Raw genomic sequence first — 13,773 nt, 5'->3', positions numbered from 1 at the left:
CCGCTCTCGACGGTCTCGACGACGACCTGCTCCAGCTTGTTCGCGAAGCCGATCAGCTCCTGGTTGCCGTCCAGCTTGCCGCGGTGCTCGAGCCGTGCTGGCGGAGGCCGGGGCGCGGCCGCGGCTCGTCGACACCAGTGTGGGGTGGCGGATCGTGTACGTGACGCCGTTCGCGGAGACCGGCGAGCTGGCCGCGGGTGCGGCGGGCCTGGCGGAGCTGGTGACCGTCGGCGGCTGGCGGCGGGTGAAGCGCTGCGCGACCTGCGCGCGGCCGTTCTGCGACCGCACGTCCGGGTGCACCCGCAAGTGGTGCGCCGAACACCGCCGGGCCGGCCGCGGCGTGGACTAGGCTGTTTCCCGCAGCAGCGACTGGCGCCATCGAGGTGGAGCACCACCGGGAAGCGACGACGAGGCCGGCACCGCGCGCCTGGGTGAAGGCCACTCCAGAGCCGGAGTACGCCATGACACACCAGCCGAAACTGAACGCACTCGCCGCCGCCGACCCCGCCATCGCCGGGCTCGTCGAGGACGAAGCGAAGCGCCAGCACGACAAGATCCGCCTGATCGCGTCGGAGAACTACGTCTCGCAGGCCGTGCTCGAGGCCACCGGGAGCGTGCTCACCAACAAGTACTCCGAGGGCTACGCGGGCAAGCGCTACTACGAGGGCCAGCAGTTCATCGACCAGGTCGAGCAGCTGGCGATCGAGCGGGCGAAGGCCGTGTTCGGCGCCGACCACGCGAACGTCCAGCCGTACTCCGGGTCGCCCGCGAACCTGGCCGTGTACCTGGCGTTCGCGCAGCCGGGCGACACCGTGCTCGGCATGGCGCTGCCGGACGGCGGCCACCTCACGCACGGCTGGAGCGTGTCGGCGACCGGCAAGTGGTTCACCCCGGTGCGCTACGGCGTCGCCAAGGAGACCGGCCGCGTCGACCTCGACCAGGTCCGCGACCTCGCCCGCCAGCACCGGCCGAAGCTGATCTTCGCCGGCGGCACGGCGATCCCGCGCACGATCGACTTCCCGGCGTTCGCCGAGATCGCCCGCGAGGTCGACGCGGTGCTCGTCGCCGACATCGCGCACATCGCCGGCCTGGTCGCGGGGGGCGCGCACCCGTCGCCGGTCGGGCACGCGCAGGTGATCACGACGACCACGCACAAGACCCTGCGCGGCCCGCGCGGCGCGATGATCCTGTCCGACGCCGACCACGCGAAGGCCGTCGACAAGGCGGTGTTCCCGGGTCTGCAGGGCGGCCCGCACAACCACACGACCGCCGCGATCGCGGTCGCGCTCGGGGAAGCGCAGCAGCCGTCGTTCAGCGAGTACGCGCACACGATCGTCGCCAACGCGAAGGCGCTGGCCGACGCGCTGCTGGCGAAGGGCTACGACCTGGTCTCCGGCGGCACGGACAACCACCTGCTGCTGATCGACCTGACGAACAAGGCGGTCGCGGGCAAGCCGGCCGCGCAGGCCCTCGACCGCGCGGGCATCGAGCTGAACTACAACACGGTCCCGTTCGACCCGCGCAAGCCGTTCGACCCGTCCGGCATCCGGCTCGGCACGTCCGCGATCACCACCCGCGGCCTCCAGCCGGAGCACCAGGTGCAGGTGGCGGAGTGGATCGACCGCACGGTGACCGCGGCCGCCGCGGCCGAGGAGGCCGCGCTGGACACGATCGCCGCGGAGATCCGCGAGTTCCTGGCGCCGTTCCCGATCCCGGGCTACTCCGCCTGAGCCAGCGCGTCCAGCACCAGCGCGTGCAGGGCCGGCGCGGCCGCGACGAAGCTGCCGTCCGACGGCGTCCACGGGGCGCCGCCGGAAGTGGTGACGACCGCGCCGGCCGCACGCGCGACCAGTGCGGCGCCGGCCAGGTTGGTGGCGTCGGTGCCGTACTGCCAGAAGAAGTCCAGCCGGCCGGCGGCGACGTCGGCGACCTGCCAGGACGTCGGCCCGAGGTTCCGCACCGCAGCGACTTTCGGCAGTACTGCGGTCAGCGAGGCGCCTGCTGCTTCGGCCACACCGGGCTGCTTCGCGATGAACGGCGGCTGGCTGGTCGCGGCGACGGCTGCTTCGAGGCTCTTCTTCCGTGACGGCTCGATCGGTGTTCCGTTCCGCTCGGCGCCTTCGCCCCGCTGCGCCGCGTAGGTCTCTTTCAACCACGGCGAGTGCAGCACCGCGAGCTCCGGCTCGCCGTCGCGGACGAGCGTCACGGTGAGGCAGTACTGCGGGAGGCCCTGGAGGAGCTGGACGGCGCCGTCGAGGGCGTCGACCACCCAGACCTCGCCGTCGGGGAGCTCGTCGAACTCGCCCGCCCACTTCGCTCCGGGCCGGAGGCCGGTGAGCGCGGCCCGGAGGTTCGCGGCCAGTGGGTCGTCGATGGCCGAGAAGATCTCGCCGAGCTCCCCGAGGGAGGCGGGTGGCCGGTCCGGGGCACGGACGCCGGCGGCCAGGGTTTCCACGATGTCGATCACCGGTTTCAGCATGCGCCCAGGATTAAGCTGACCGACGAAACCGAGTACTCCAGCCCGGCAGAGTGAGCGGAAGCGGACTGCACAATGCAGCTTCTGACCGAAATCGAACAGCGAGTGGTTTCGGCCCTGCAGGTCGACGGCCGGGCCGGTCCCGGCCGGATCGCCGAAGTCCTCGGCCTCTCGCCGCGGACGGTCACCCGCGTGATCGCGCGCCTGAGGGCCGACGGGCGGCTCGGTGTCGTCTGCGTTCCCGATCCCCGGCACGGCCTGCGGGGCGCGATGCTCCTGCGCGTGAAGGTGCTTCGCGGCCGGACGCCGGTGATCGCCGACGCCCTGGCCAAGCGCGACGACGTCCTCTTCGTCGACATCCTGGCCGGCGGCGAGGAAATCAGCGCGGTCGCGCTCGGCGGGCTCGACGGACGGCTGGTGCACGACGCGCTGCCCGCCACGTCCGCGGTCACCGAGCTGCGCGCGCACTCGATCCTGCACGTCTTTTCCGACGCGGCGCAGTGGCGCACCGGTTTGCTCACCGACGCCGAAGCCGCGGCCCTGAGCCCGCCGCCACCCGGCGTGGACGTCACGCTCGACGAACTCGACCGGCGGCTGCTCGCCCGCCTCGCCGTCGACGCCCGGCTCGGTCCCGGAGAACTGGCGCCCGAAATCCCGGAGTCGACCGTCCGCCGCCGGCTCGACCGGCTGGCCGCGGCCGGGCGGATCCGGACCTACGCCAACGTCGACGCCCGCGCGCTGGGCCTCGAGATCGACGCGAACGTCTGGATGACCGTGCCGCCGGGACGGCTCGACGAGGTCGGGCGGACGCTGGCGGGTCACCCGATGGTCCACGGCACCCTGGCCACGACCGGCGTGACGAACCTGATGGCCGCCGTCTGGTGCCGCGACCTCAGTGACCTCTACGCCTTCGTGACGCGGCTCGAGGTGCCGTCCGCCGAGGTGACCGTGGTCGCGAAGGCCGTCAAGCGAGGTGCGAGACCGGGGTCACAGAATATTTGATTGCACGGTACAAGCTTCTCGGGGAATACTTGGCTCAGGCAAGTAGTTGAGAGGTACAAGCAACTACGCGGACTTCGAGGGAGACCCCATGAGCGACACCACCACGGCGGAAGGAGCAGCCGCTACGAACGGCAAACTGACTCACCGCCAGATCCTCACCGTGCTGTCCGGGCTGATGCTCGGCATGTTCCTCGCCGCGCTCGACCAGACCATCGTGTCGAGCTCGATGCGCACCATCGCCGACGAGCTCCACGGCCTGTCCCTGCAGGCCTGGGCCACCACCGCCTACCTGATCACCGCGACGCTCTCGACGCCGCTGTACGGCAAGCTGTCCGACCTCTACGGCCGCAAGCCCATGTACCTCACGGCGATCTCGCTCTTCCTGGTCGGCTCGCTGGCCAGCGGCATGGCGACGTCGATGTACGAGCTCGCCGCCTTCCGCGCCTTCCAGGGGCTCGGCGCCGGTGGCCTGATGTCGCTTGCGCTGGCGATCATCACCGACATCACCGCGCCGCGGGAACGCAGCAAGTACCAGGGCTACTTCATGGCCGTCTTCGGCATCTCGAGCGTGGCCGGGCCGGTCGTCGGCGGGTTCTTCGCCGGCATCGACACCTTCGCCGGCATCACCGGCTGGCGCTGGGTCTTCCTGGTCAACGTCCCGATCGCGCTCGCCGCGCTGGTCGTCGTCACGAAGGTGCTGAACCTGCCGCACACCCGCGTGGACCAGAAGGTCGACTACTGGGGTGCCGTCTCGCTGGCCGTCGGCCTGGTGCCGCTGCTGGTCGTGGCCGAGCAGGGCCGCGAGTGGGGCTGGGGCTCCGCGGCTTCGATCGCGATGTACGTCGTCGGCGCGCTGGGCGTCACCGCCTTCGTCTGGATCGAACGCCGGATGGGCGACGCCGCCCTGCTGCCGCTGCGCCTGTTCAAGCGGCCGGTGTTCCGGATGTCGACGATCGTCACCGTCGTGCAGGGCGCCGGGATGTTCGGCGCGATGATGTCGCTGCCGCTGTACCTGCAGATCGTCAAGGGCGCGACGCCGACCCAGGCCGGCCTGCAGATGCTCCCGCTGACGCTCGGCATCATGGTCGCCAGCCTGACCAGCGGCCGGATCATCGCGGCCACCGGCCGGTACAAGATGTTCGCGGTGGCCGGGATCGGCCTGATGGCGGCGGCGCTGTTCGCGCTGTCCACGATCACCGTCGACAGCTCGCTGGCCCTGGTCATGGTGATCGCCTTCGTGATCGGCCTCGGCCTCGGCGCCTCGATGCAGACGCTGGTGCTGGCCGCGACCAACGACGTCCGCCCGCAGGACATCGGCGTCGCCACCTCGGCGGCGACGTTCTTCCGGCAGATCGGCGGCACGGCGGGCACCGCGGTGTTCCTGTCGATCCTGTTCGGCACGGTCGGCGACCGGATCGCGAACGCCATCCGCTCGGCGATGACCACGCCGGCCTACACGGCGGCGCTGGCCCAGCACCCGGAGTTCGCGAAGCAGATGCAGGGCGGCCTGGACGTCAACGACACGTCGTTCCTGTCGACGCTGGACCCGACGCTGGCCCGGCCGATCCTGCAGGGCTTCGCCGAGTCGATGAGCACGGTGTTCCTGGTCGGCGGGATCGTGCTGACCGTCGGCTTCGCGCTCGTGTGGTTCCTCAAGGAGAAGCCGCTGTCGGACAAGTCGGCGATGGAGCAGCGCGCGGAGGCCGAAGAGGCCCCGGCGGCGCTCGCCTTGGCGCACTGACCGCATGAGAAAGGCCCCCTCGGATCTTCCGAGGGGGCCTTTCTCGTGGACTCAGTGACCGGTCCCGTTGGCTTCTTCCTTGGCCAGGCGGTCGGTCTCGCGCTCGTACGAGCGGGCGATCTCGTTCTCGGCCTCGGTGCGGCCGACCCAGGTCGAGCCTTCGACGCTCTTGCCGGGCTCGAGGTCCTTGTAGACCTCGAAGAAGTGCTGGATCTCCAGCTTGTGGAACTCGTTCAGGTGGTGGATGTCCCGCAGGTGCTCCAGGCGCGGGTCGTTCGTCGGGACCGCGAGGACCTTGTCGTCCGGGCCCTTCTCGTCGGTCATCCGGAACATGCCGATCGCGCGGCAGCGGATCAGGCAGCCCGGGAACGTCGGCTCCTGGACGAGGACGAGCACGTCGAGCGGGTCGCCGTCCTGGCCGAGGGTGTCGTCGATGAACCCGTAGTCGGCCGGGTACTGCGTGGCCGTGAACAGGGTCCGGTCCAGCTTGATGCGGCCGGTCTTGTGGTCGACCTCGTACTTGTTGCGCTCCCCTTTGGGGATTTCGATCGTGACGTCGAACTCCACGCCGTCCTCGCTGCTTCTTGTAGATCCGGGCATACCCGCATCGCGGGCGGCAACCTTCATGACTCTCTTGACGTCTCCTAGTGTGGACTACGCCCTGCCGGGGGGCCGCATCGATGTCGGCCACACGGCATGTGAGCTTGGCCCCTCCCGGGGCAGGTGAGAAGGAGTGGTGGGTGCCGGAAAACGACCAGCCGATGTGGCCTTCGTCGGACGAAGACCGCTCGTCGTCCGGCGCGCGGGAGACCACTCCGATGGCGCTGCCGGACCCGCCGGAGGCCGCCGCGGGCAGCCCCGGCGTGCCCAAGGTCACAGGCAGTGAGGCGCCCAAGGGCTCGTGGTTCGCGCCGAACGTCCCGCCCGAGCCGATCCCGGGCCTCAACGCCCCGGCCGAGGAGCCCCCGCCCCCGCCGTCGCCGGCCAAGCAGGACCTCGCCGACCGCCTCGGCAGCCGCGAGCCGAAGAAGCCGCAGCCCCCGGCCAAGCCCGCCGAGGAGAGCACGCAATACATCCGGGTCGAGCAGTCCGAGCTCAAGCCCGAGGCGGCCGCGTCGGCCGGCGAGAGCACCCAGTACGTCGAGCCGCCCAAGCCGAAGCCGGCCGGGGAAAGCACCCAGTACATCGAGGTGAAGCCGTCCGGGCCGGTGCCCGTGGTGCCGGTCGAGCGCCACGTGCCGCCCCGGGAGGAGCCGAAGCCGGAAGAGCCGCAGCAGCAGTGGCGTGAAGAGCTGAAGCACTGGCGCGAGGAGCAACAGCGCCGTGAAGAGCAGCTGAGCCGCGCGGCCGCACAGCGTCGCGAGGAGCCCGAAGCCCCGCAGCCGTGGAGCCAGCGCATCGAGCTGCGTGAGGACCGCACCGGCGACCGGGCGGCCGAACCGGGCGACCGCCGGGCCGCGCTGCCGCCGGAGCCGCCGCGCGGGGTGGTGCCGTCGGCGTCCGCCGGCTCGCTGGCCCGCCCGCAGCGGATCGAGCCGGACGGCCAGCGGTTCGACGCCGAGGCGACCGTCGGGATCGAACGCCCGACCCCGTTCCCCGGCGTCTTCCAGCAGCAGCCCCAGCAGCGCAGCGAACCGCCCCGGAACGACCAGCCGCCGACGCCGGCCGAGCCGCCCGCCGCCGAAGAGCCGCCGAAGAAGCGGCGCAAGGGCAAGCTGATCGCCCTCGTCGTGGTCGTCCTCCTGGTGCTCGCCGGCGCCGGGGTCGCCGCGGCGACCCCGAAGGTGGCGAACCGGCTGGCCCTGCCTTGGGCGCCGAACGCGCCCAAGGGCGACCCGCCGTCGCCGCCGGTGGCCACCCGGCAGCTGCAGGGTCCGGCCACCTCCGGGACTGCCCCGACCGCGAACGGCGTCAAGGCCGCGCTCGCCTCGGCGGCCGGCAACGGCGCGCTCGGCCAGCTCACCGGCAGCGTGATCGACCCGGTGACCGGCACCGTCCTGTGGGACCGCAACTCCTCGACGCCGGTGACGCCCGCGTCGACGACGAAGGTGCTCACGTCCGCGGCCGCGCTGCTTTCGCTGGACCACAACCTGCGCCTGCCGACCAAGATCGTGCAGGGCGCGGACCCCGGCACGGTGATCCTGGTCGGCGGCGGCGACACGACCCTCACCAACCTGCCCCTGGGCACCGACTCCCCGCTGTACCCGGGGGCCGCGCACGTCGACGACCTCGTCGCGCAGGTCAAGAAGGCGGTGCCGGGCGTCAAGAAGGTGCAGGTCGACCTGACGCTGTTCAAGGGCGCGACGACCGCGCCCGGCTGGGAAGCGGGCGACGCGCCGTCGACGTACGCGACGCAGATGGCGCCCGTGATGGCCGACGGCGGCCGCATCAACCCCAAGGACAACAATTCGCAGCGCACGGCGAACGCGGGCAGCGCGCTCGCCCAGTCGATCGCCTCGAAGCTCGGGGCCTCGGCGGGCGGCCAGGCGACCGCGCCCAAGGACGCGAAGGTGGTCGCCGAGGTGAAGTCGGCCCCGCTGACCGAGCTGGTGTCCGACCTGATGGAGCTGTCCGACGACGTCCTCGCCGAGGCGGTCGCCCGGCAGGTCGCGCTCGCCAACGGCGAGGAGGCTAGTTACGCCGGCGGTGCCCGGGCGACCATCAAGGTCCTGAAGGACCACGGCTTCGACGTCTCGGGTGTCGCGCTGTCCGACGGCAGCGGCATCTCGTCGCTGAACCGGATCCCGGCGCGGCTGCTCACCCAGCTCCTGGCGGCCGCCGCGGCGCAGGAGGGCAAGGACCCGAACACCGCCAAGCTGCGCCCGGTGCTGGCGGGCCTCCCGGTCGCGGGCGGCTCGGGCACCCTCGCCGACAAGCGGTTCGACACGGCCGCGTCGCAGGCCGGCCGCGGCTGGGTGCGGGCCAAGACCGGCACGCTCACCGCGGTGAACACCCTCGCCGGGCTGGTCCTCGACCAGGACGGCCGGGTGCTGGTGTTCGCGTTCATGTCCAACGGCTCCGACACCGAGCCGGGCCGCGACGCCATCGACGCCCTCGCGACGAGCCTCCGCAAGTGCGGCTGCGCCTAGCGGACGCCGAACCGTACGAAGATCGTGGCCGGAAACCCCGCACCGGCCAGGTAGCGTCGGAAGGGTGAGTCAGGAAACGCAGACCCGGCCCATGGTCGACTGGGCGATCGCCGCGCAGACCGGCGCCTTGCTGGTGCGCGGCGGCCCGCAGGTGCCGCGGGAACGGGCCGAGGAGGCCGTCACCGACCTGCGCGAGCTGACCGCCGAGGCCGAGGGGCACGTGCGGCAGCTGACGAACCTGGGGCTCGACCTGCCGCTGCTGCCCGGCGAGGTGGTCGACCGCCCGGGCTGGGTGAGATCGGCCGCGGCCGGGCTGGACGCGCTGACCGGGCGCGCGCTGCCGCAGCAGGGCGGGCCGCTGGGGCCGATCCTGGCCGGCGGCGCCGGCGTCCAGACCGGGCTGGTGCTCGCCTTCCTCGCCAGCCGCGTGCTCGGCCAGTACGACCCCTTCGGCGGCCCGGAGCGCGCGGGCACGCTGCTGCTGGTCGCGCCGAACGTGGTCGCCGCCGAGCAGGCGATGGACGTGCCCGGCCACGACTTCCGGCTCTGGGTCTGCCTGCACGAGTGCACCCACCGGCTCCAGTTCACCGCGGTCAAGTGGCTGCGCGACTACTTCGCCGACGAGGTCGAGCGGCTCGTCTCGGGGCTGGCCGGCGGCGGCACGGACAGCCTGTCCGACCTGGTCGGCCGGCTCCCGGAGGCGATCAAGCAGGGCCCGAAGCTGAACCTGGCCGAGCTGCTCCAGTCGCCGAAGGAACGCGCGGTGTTCGACCGGCTGCTGGCGCTCTCGACGTTGCTGGAGGGGCACGCCGACTACGTGATGGACGCCGTCGGGCCGCAGGTCGTGCCGAGCGTCGACAAGATCCGCGCGCGGTTCACCGCCCGGCGCAAGGGCGGCGGCGTCTTCGACCGGCTGCTGCGGGCGCTGCTCGGCGTCGACGCGAAGATCCGTCAGTACGAAGAAGGCGCGAAGTTCACCAAGCACGTCGTGGATGCCGTCGGCATGGACGGCTTCAACGCCGTCTGGCGGTCGCCGAACACCCTGCCGTCGCGCGCCGAGATCTCCGACCCGGCGGCGTGGGTCCGGCGCCTGCACGGATGACCGGGCCGGCGGTCGCGGCCGTCCGGCGGGCCGTCCGCGCCTTCCTGGAGACCGTCGAAGCACCACCCGAGCTGTGCGTCGCGGTCTCCGGCGGCGCCGACTCCCTCGCGCTGGCCGAGGCCACCGCGCACGTCGGGCACCGCCGCGGGCACGTCGTCCGCGCGCTGGTCGTCGACCACGGGCTGCAGGAGGGCTCGGCCAAGGTCGCGGCCGACGCGGCCGCCGCGGCGAAGGCGCTGGGCGCCGACGAAGCCGAGGTGCGCCGGGCCGACGTCACCGGCCCGGGCGGCCCGGAAGCCGCCGCCCGCAAGGCCCGCTACCGGACCCTCTCCGGGCACGGGCTCGTCCTGCTCGGCCACACCCTCGACGACCAGGCCGAAACGGTCCTGCTCGGGCTGGGCCGCGGCTCCGGCCCGCGCAGCGTGGCCGGGATGCGGCCGCACGACCCGCCGTGGGGCCGCCCGCTGCTCGCCGTCGGCCGCGCGACCACCCGGGCCGCGTGCGCCGAGCTCGGCGTCGAGCCGTGGGACGACCCGCACAACGCCGAACCGCGGTTCACGCGCGTGCGGCTGCGCACCGAGGTCCTGCCGTTGCTGGAGGACGTCCTCAACGGCGGAGTCGCCGCCGCGCTCGCCCGGACGGCGGCGCAACTGCGTGAAGACAATGAGGCGCTGGACACAATGGCGGACATGATCTTCACCCGCGCGGGCGGCGCCGAAGGGCTGGACGCCGGCGTCCTCGGGGCCGAGCCCGCGGCACTGCGGCGGCGGGTTCTTCGCAGGTGGTTGCTGCAATCGGGTGTGCGCGAGCTCACCGACGCGCACCTCCGCGCGGTCGACGACCTCGTCGCCCGGTGGCGTGGTCAGGGCGGCGTGTGGTTGCCCGGCAACTTGGAGGCGAGCCGGTGCCGTGGCAGGCTCTGCCTCACCTCCCAACCCACCACACGAGGAGAATGACCCGTGTACGAGGGCGAAATCGCCTCCGTGCTCGTCACCGAGCAGCAGATCAAGGACAAGATCGCGGAGCTGTCGGAGCAGATCGCCGCCGACTATCCGGCCAACGGGCAGGGCGAACTCCTGCTGGTGGGCGTCCTGAAGGGCGCGGTCATGTTCATGACCGACTTCGCCCGCGCGCTGCCGCTGCCGACGCAGCTGGAATTCATGGCCGTCTCTTCGTACGGATCGGCGACGTCGTCGTCCGGCGTCGTCCGGATCCTCAAGGACCTCGACCGCGACATCGCGGGCCGGGACGTCCTGATCGTCGAGGACATCGTCGACTCCGGCCTGACGCTGTCCTGGCTGCTGAAGAACCTCGCCAGCCGCAACCCCGCGTCGCTCGAGGTCGTTTCGCTGCTGCGCAAGCCGGAAGCGGTGAAGGTGGACGTGCCGGTGAAGTACATCGGCTTCGACATCCCCAACGAGTTCGTGGTCGGCTACGGCCTCGACTACGCCGAGCGGTACCGGGACCTGCCCTACATCGGCACCTTGGACCCGAAGGTCTACACCTCGTAGTCCGCCGGCGGGGGTTCACCGACCGTTCACCGCAATTACCGGGTCCGCGGAACCCCGGGCACGAAGTTTGCGTCATAGGCTCTGATCACGTGCGTTAACCTATGCGAAGACCAATCGTGCCCGCGGGTGACCGGGTCGGGGGAACGGGAGAGAGTGCAGATGGGGAACAGCAGCGCTGCCGACGCGAACGCCTTCAAGGCCGCGGCCGCGGCGGGTCAGGTCGGGATCGACCCCGACGCCGCGCAGGCCGTGCTGAACAAGATCCGCACGGGCAAGGACGCCGTCGAGGCCCTGCTCGCCGGCGCGGGCACGCTCGCCCAGCCGCCGAAGCTCGGCGACAACCCGGTCGGCAACGCGATGGCCGCGAAGTTCGTCCAGCGCGCGGACGGCGGGGGCGACTCCTACGCCGCCGCGCTGCAGAACCTGCTCGACCAGTACTCCGCCGCCGAAGAAGGCATCGTCACGGCGATGTCCCGGTACCACGAGATCGACCAGGCCGCGGCCGACCCGTTCCGTAACGCCTGAGTCCAGAGGGGAACTCGTAGTCATGGCTCCGAACCACAGCGACCAGCCGGCGGCGACCGACCCGGGCTCGCTGGTCCCGCTCGGCGACAACTCGGCGTCGCAGAACATCGTCGACAACGCCCGCGGCAGCGCCGGCGGCTTCGACATGGGCAGCGACCGCGCGATCGCCAACCCGCCGAACTGGAACGCGCAGGAAAGCCAGCAGCTCTACGCCGGCGCGGTCAACAACAACGACCCCGGCACGGCCGAGGCGACCGGGCACGTCTGGGCGCACCACGGCTCCGAGCTGAAGCAGGCGTCCGACCACCTCTACAACGCGATCTCCGAGCTGGGCAACGCGTGGGTCGGCCGGGGCGCCGCGGGGGCGCAGGGCGCGCTGGTGGCCATAGCGAACTCCGGTTCGCAGGCTTCCGACGCCGCGCACACGATGTCCGACCGGCTCGCCAAGCAGGCCGCGGCGGCCGCCGAGGTCAAGAAGATGCCCGCCCCGAAGGACTACGACCCGAAGCAGGCCATGGCGGCCGCGCTGGCCGGCGGTCCGGCGGCGCTGATCGCCGACCAGAAGGCGCAGGCGGACGCGGCCAACGACGTCAAGGCGCAGCAGGTCGCGTTCTTCAACGCCTACACCCAGGCGATGAAGGAGGTCGACAACTCGACCCCCAGCTTCGGCCCGGAGTCGCTCGGCATGAAGCCGACGGCGTCGCACAACTCCCTGTCGTTCAACTCGGTGAACAGCGTCGGCAGCACGGGCTCGGTGGGCAGCCTGCCCGGCGCGGGCGACGCGATCTTCGCCTCCGGCGGCGCGGGCTTCGGCGGCCACGGCGCCGCGTTCGGTGCGCAGCACGCCGGTGTCGTCGGCCCGAACGGCGTCCACGGCGGCGTCGCGGGTGCGGGCTTCGGCGCGGACGCGGCCACCCTCGGCAGCGACGGTGCGGGCGGTTCGGTCAGCGGCGCGGGCACCGGCACCGGCGCGGGCCACGTCCCCGCGGGCAGCGGGCAGCCGGGTGGCAGCAACCCGCTCGGCAAGGTCGGCCTGGGCCTCGGCATCGGCGGGGTGGCCGGCGGCCTCGGCGCGCTCGCGTCGCGGGCGCTGGGCGCGGGCAGCAAGTCCGGCGCGAAGTCCAAGGACGACACGAGCCTGGCGGCGGCCGACGGCCAGGGCCAGAGCGCCGCGTCGGCCCAGGCGCCGCAGCAGGGTCTCGTCTCGTCCGCGGGCACCATCGGCGGGCAGACGCCGCCGCCGATGAACCCCGGCATGGGCGGCATGGCCCCGCAGGGTGCCCAGGGCGAGCAGGACGAGGAGCACACCCACGCGTCCTTCCTCATCGAGGCGGACCCGGACGAGGCCTTCGGCGCGAACCAGGCGACCCCGCCGCCGGTCATCGGCTGGTCCGGGGACGACGAAGACCGCTGATCCTTTCGGGCCGGGCACGCCGACGGTGTGCCCGGCCCGGTTTCTCCTGGGGGGTGGCCCGATGCCGAACGCCGAGCTGCTCACCCCGGTCGAGGTGGACTTCCTGTGGGAGTCGGCCGGGCTGGGCGAGCTGCCGTACCCGCTGCGCATCCGTTCGCACGGCGCGACCGCCGACGAGCGGTCGCTGCTGCGCCGCCGCACGCTGGAGGGGCTCGCCGCGCGCGGTCTCGCCGACGGCCGCGGCCGGCCCGAGCCGCACGTCGAGGACTACTTCGGCGTCCTGGCGGCACCCGAACGGAGCCTGGACGCCGTCCAGCTGATCGCCCCGGACGCCGAACCGCTTCTCGCGGTCGCCGGCGTGCTGGGCGGCCAGGGCCTGCTGGCCGTGCAGGACACCCGCGGCCTGCACCTGCAGCCGTGTCCGGCCGACGGGCTCGCCAGCGCGATCGTGTCGCTGCTGCCGGGAGCCCCACGTGGCAGCGAGAAGTCGCTCACGGTGCCGATGGAGCAGCTGACCGGCGGCGACTTCCTGCAGCGCCGCGGCCACGGCGACGAGCGCGCGTCGGCCGACGAGGACCGCAAGGCCCTGGCCCGGCTGCACGCCCAGCCACGGCTGCGCGGCGGCCAGATCGGCGCCAACGCCCGCACCCGGCTGGGCGCGCGCACCCGGACGCCGGTGCTGAGCTGGTTCGACACCGAGACCGGCCGCTACTTCACCCAGGCGACCCGCGGCCGCGACGGCCGGGACTGGATCACCATCGCTCCCGCCGACGCCGCCACCCTGCGCCACCGCCTCGGTGAGATGCTCGCCGGAGCCGCGACGACGAGCTCGGTCTGACCGGGTCGCCGTCGGCTTGCCGGCCCGGTCGGAACGTCGCGAATGACTCATTCGGGACGTCGGAGGTCCCGAATG

Annotated in this window: 13 protein-coding genes and 1 riboswitch; of the genes, 11 read left to right on the top strand and 2 right to left on the bottom strand. The window is 72.5% G+C overall.

Annotated features, from left to right (window positions below; all coding sequences use genetic code 11):
• The first annotated feature begins 154 nt into the window (after positions 1 to 154).
• Both ACWDN5_RS42780 and ACWDN5_RS42775 read left to right on the top strand, forming a co-directional pair.
• Complete coding sequence (locus tag ACWDN5_RS42780) at positions 155 to 349, top strand: hypothetical protein (RefSeq protein ID WP_449680288.1); 195 nt, start codon at positions 155 to 157, stop codon at positions 347 to 349.
• Between the two features lie 6 nt (positions 350 to 355).
• Positions 356 to 440, top strand: a riboswitch (ZMP/ZTP riboswitch).
• A gap of 21 nt (positions 441 to 461) precedes the next feature.
• Positions 462 to 1,730: a serine hydroxymethyltransferase gene (locus ACWDN5_RS42775; RefSeq protein ID WP_310969091.1), complete on the top strand. Its 1,269-nt coding sequence runs from the start codon at positions 462 to 464 to the stop codon at positions 1,728 to 1,730.
• Here the strand turns inward: ACWDN5_RS42775 and ACWDN5_RS42770 are convergent.
• Positions 1,718 to 2,479 (bottom strand): inositol monophosphatase family protein, encoded by a 762-nt coding sequence (locus ACWDN5_RS42770; protein ID WP_310969089.1) that lies wholly within the window; start codon positions 2,477 to 2,479, stop codon positions 1,718 to 1,720. The genes ACWDN5_RS42775 and ACWDN5_RS42770 overlap by 13 nt on opposite strands.
• 72 nt (positions 2,480 to 2,551) lie before the next feature.
• Between ACWDN5_RS42770 and ACWDN5_RS42765 the strand changes: the two genes are divergently transcribed.
• Entirely contained in the window at positions 2,552 to 3,478 is a 927-nt protein-coding gene (locus ACWDN5_RS42765; RefSeq protein WP_449680286.1) for an Lrp/AsnC family transcriptional regulator, read from the top strand.
• An 88-nt stretch (positions 3,479 to 3,566) separates the two neighbouring features.
• The gene (locus ACWDN5_RS42760; protein ID WP_449680285.1) at positions 3,567 to 5,219 is read left to right on the top strand and encodes an MDR family MFS transporter; all 1,653 of its coding nucleotides are present in this window, start codon (positions 3,567 to 3,569) and stop codon (positions 5,217 to 5,219) included.
• Between the two features lie 51 nt (positions 5,220 to 5,270).
• On the opposite strand, the gene ACWDN5_RS42755 is transcribed toward ACWDN5_RS42760, so the two are convergent.
• Entirely contained in the window at positions 5,271 to 5,786 is a 516-nt protein-coding gene (locus tag ACWDN5_RS42755) for an inorganic diphosphatase (RefSeq protein WP_310969083.1), read from the bottom strand.
• Between the two features lie 173 nt (positions 5,787 to 5,959).
• On the opposite strand from ACWDN5_RS42755, the gene dacB reads away from it, so the two are divergent.
• The 7 genes from dacB (at position 5,960) to ACWDN5_RS42720 (ending at position 13,698) form a co-directional block, all read left to right on the top strand.
• Positions 5,960 to 8,308 carry a D-alanyl-D-alanine carboxypeptidase/D-alanyl-D-alanine endopeptidase gene (dacB, locus tag ACWDN5_RS42750; RefSeq protein WP_449680284.1) on the top strand — a complete coding sequence of 783 codons (2,349 nt, stop codon included), beginning with the start codon at positions 5,960 to 5,962 and terminating at the stop codon, positions 8,306 to 8,308.
• Between the two features lie 91 nt (positions 8,309 to 8,399).
• A complete protein-coding gene (locus ACWDN5_RS42745) occupies positions 8,400 to 9,410 on the top strand; it encodes a zinc-dependent metalloprotease (protein ID WP_449680287.1) in 1,011 nt (336 codons plus the stop codon).
• Positions 9,407 to 10,366 (top strand): tRNA lysidine(34) synthetase TilS, encoded by a 960-nt coding sequence (gene tilS / locus ACWDN5_RS42740; protein WP_310969079.1) that lies wholly within the window; start codon positions 9,407 to 9,409, stop codon positions 10,364 to 10,366. Before ACWDN5_RS42745 ends, tilS begins: the two co-directional genes overlap by 4 nt.
• A 3-nt stretch (positions 10,367 to 10,369) precedes the next feature.
• On the top strand, positions 10,370 to 10,921 hold the full coding sequence (gene hpt / locus ACWDN5_RS42735) for a hypoxanthine phosphoribosyltransferase (RefSeq protein ID WP_125308269.1): 552 nt from the start codon (positions 10,370 to 10,372) through the stop codon (positions 10,919 to 10,921).
• A 159-nt stretch (positions 10,922 to 11,080) separates the two neighbouring features.
• The gene (locus ACWDN5_RS42730) at positions 11,081 to 11,446 is read left to right on the top strand and encodes a hypothetical protein (protein ID WP_310969078.1); all 366 of its coding nucleotides are present in this window, start codon (positions 11,081 to 11,083) and stop codon (positions 11,444 to 11,446) included.
• A gap of 22 nt (positions 11,447 to 11,468) precedes the next feature.
• The gene (locus ACWDN5_RS42725) at positions 11,469 to 12,860 is read left to right on the top strand and encodes a hypothetical protein (RefSeq protein WP_310969076.1); all 1,392 of its coding nucleotides are present in this window, start codon (positions 11,469 to 11,471) and stop codon (positions 12,858 to 12,860) included.
• Between the two features lie 61 nt (positions 12,861 to 12,921).
• On the top strand, positions 12,922 to 13,698 hold the full coding sequence (locus ACWDN5_RS42720) for an ESX secretion-associated protein EspG (RefSeq protein WP_449680283.1): 777 nt from the start codon (positions 12,922 to 12,924) through the stop codon (positions 13,696 to 13,698).
• The last annotated feature ends 75 nt before the right edge of the window (positions 13,699 to 13,773 follow it).

This window comes from Amycolatopsis sp. NPDC003731 (assembly GCF_053586895.1).
Note: the sequence above shows the minus strand (reverse complement) of the source record. Positions and strands in the feature narration are given on the sequence as shown.

Excerpts from the sequence above, each read along its gene's own strand:
- ACWDN5_RS42760 (WP_449680285.1), top strand. The coding sequence starts at position 3,567 with ATGAGCGACACCACCACGGCGGAAGGAGCAGCCGCTACGAACGGCAAA.
- ACWDN5_RS42745 (WP_449680287.1), top strand. The coding sequence starts at position 8,400 with ATGGTCGACTGGGCGATCGCCGCGCAGACCGGCGCCTTGCTGGTGCGC.
- ACWDN5_RS42725 (WP_310969076.1), top strand. The coding sequence starts at position 11,469 with ATGGCTCCGAACCACAGCGACCAGCCGGCGGCGACCGACCCGGGCTCG.
- ACWDN5_RS42720 (WP_449680283.1), top strand. The coding sequence starts at position 12,922 with ATGCCGAACGCCGAGCTGCTCACCCCGGTCGAGGTGGACTTCCTGTGG.
- ACWDN5_RS42765 (WP_449680286.1), top strand. The coding sequence starts at position 2,552 with ATGCAGCTTCTGACCGAAATCGAACAGCGAGTGGTTTCGGCCCTGCAG.
- ACWDN5_RS42775 (WP_310969091.1), top strand. The coding sequence starts at position 462 with ATGACACACCAGCCGAAACTGAACGCACTCGCCGCCGCCGACCCCGCC.
- ACWDN5_RS42770 (WP_310969089.1), bottom strand. The coding sequence starts at position 2,479 with ATGCTGAAACCGGTGATCGACATCGTGGAAACCCTGGCCGCCGGCGTC.
- ACWDN5_RS42730 (WP_310969078.1), top strand. The coding sequence starts at position 11,081 with ATGGGGAACAGCAGCGCTGCCGACGCGAACGCCTTCAAGGCCGCGGCC.
- tilS (WP_310969079.1), top strand. The coding sequence starts at position 9,407 with ATGACCGGGCCGGCGGTCGCGGCCGTCCGGCGGGCCGTCCGCGCCTTC.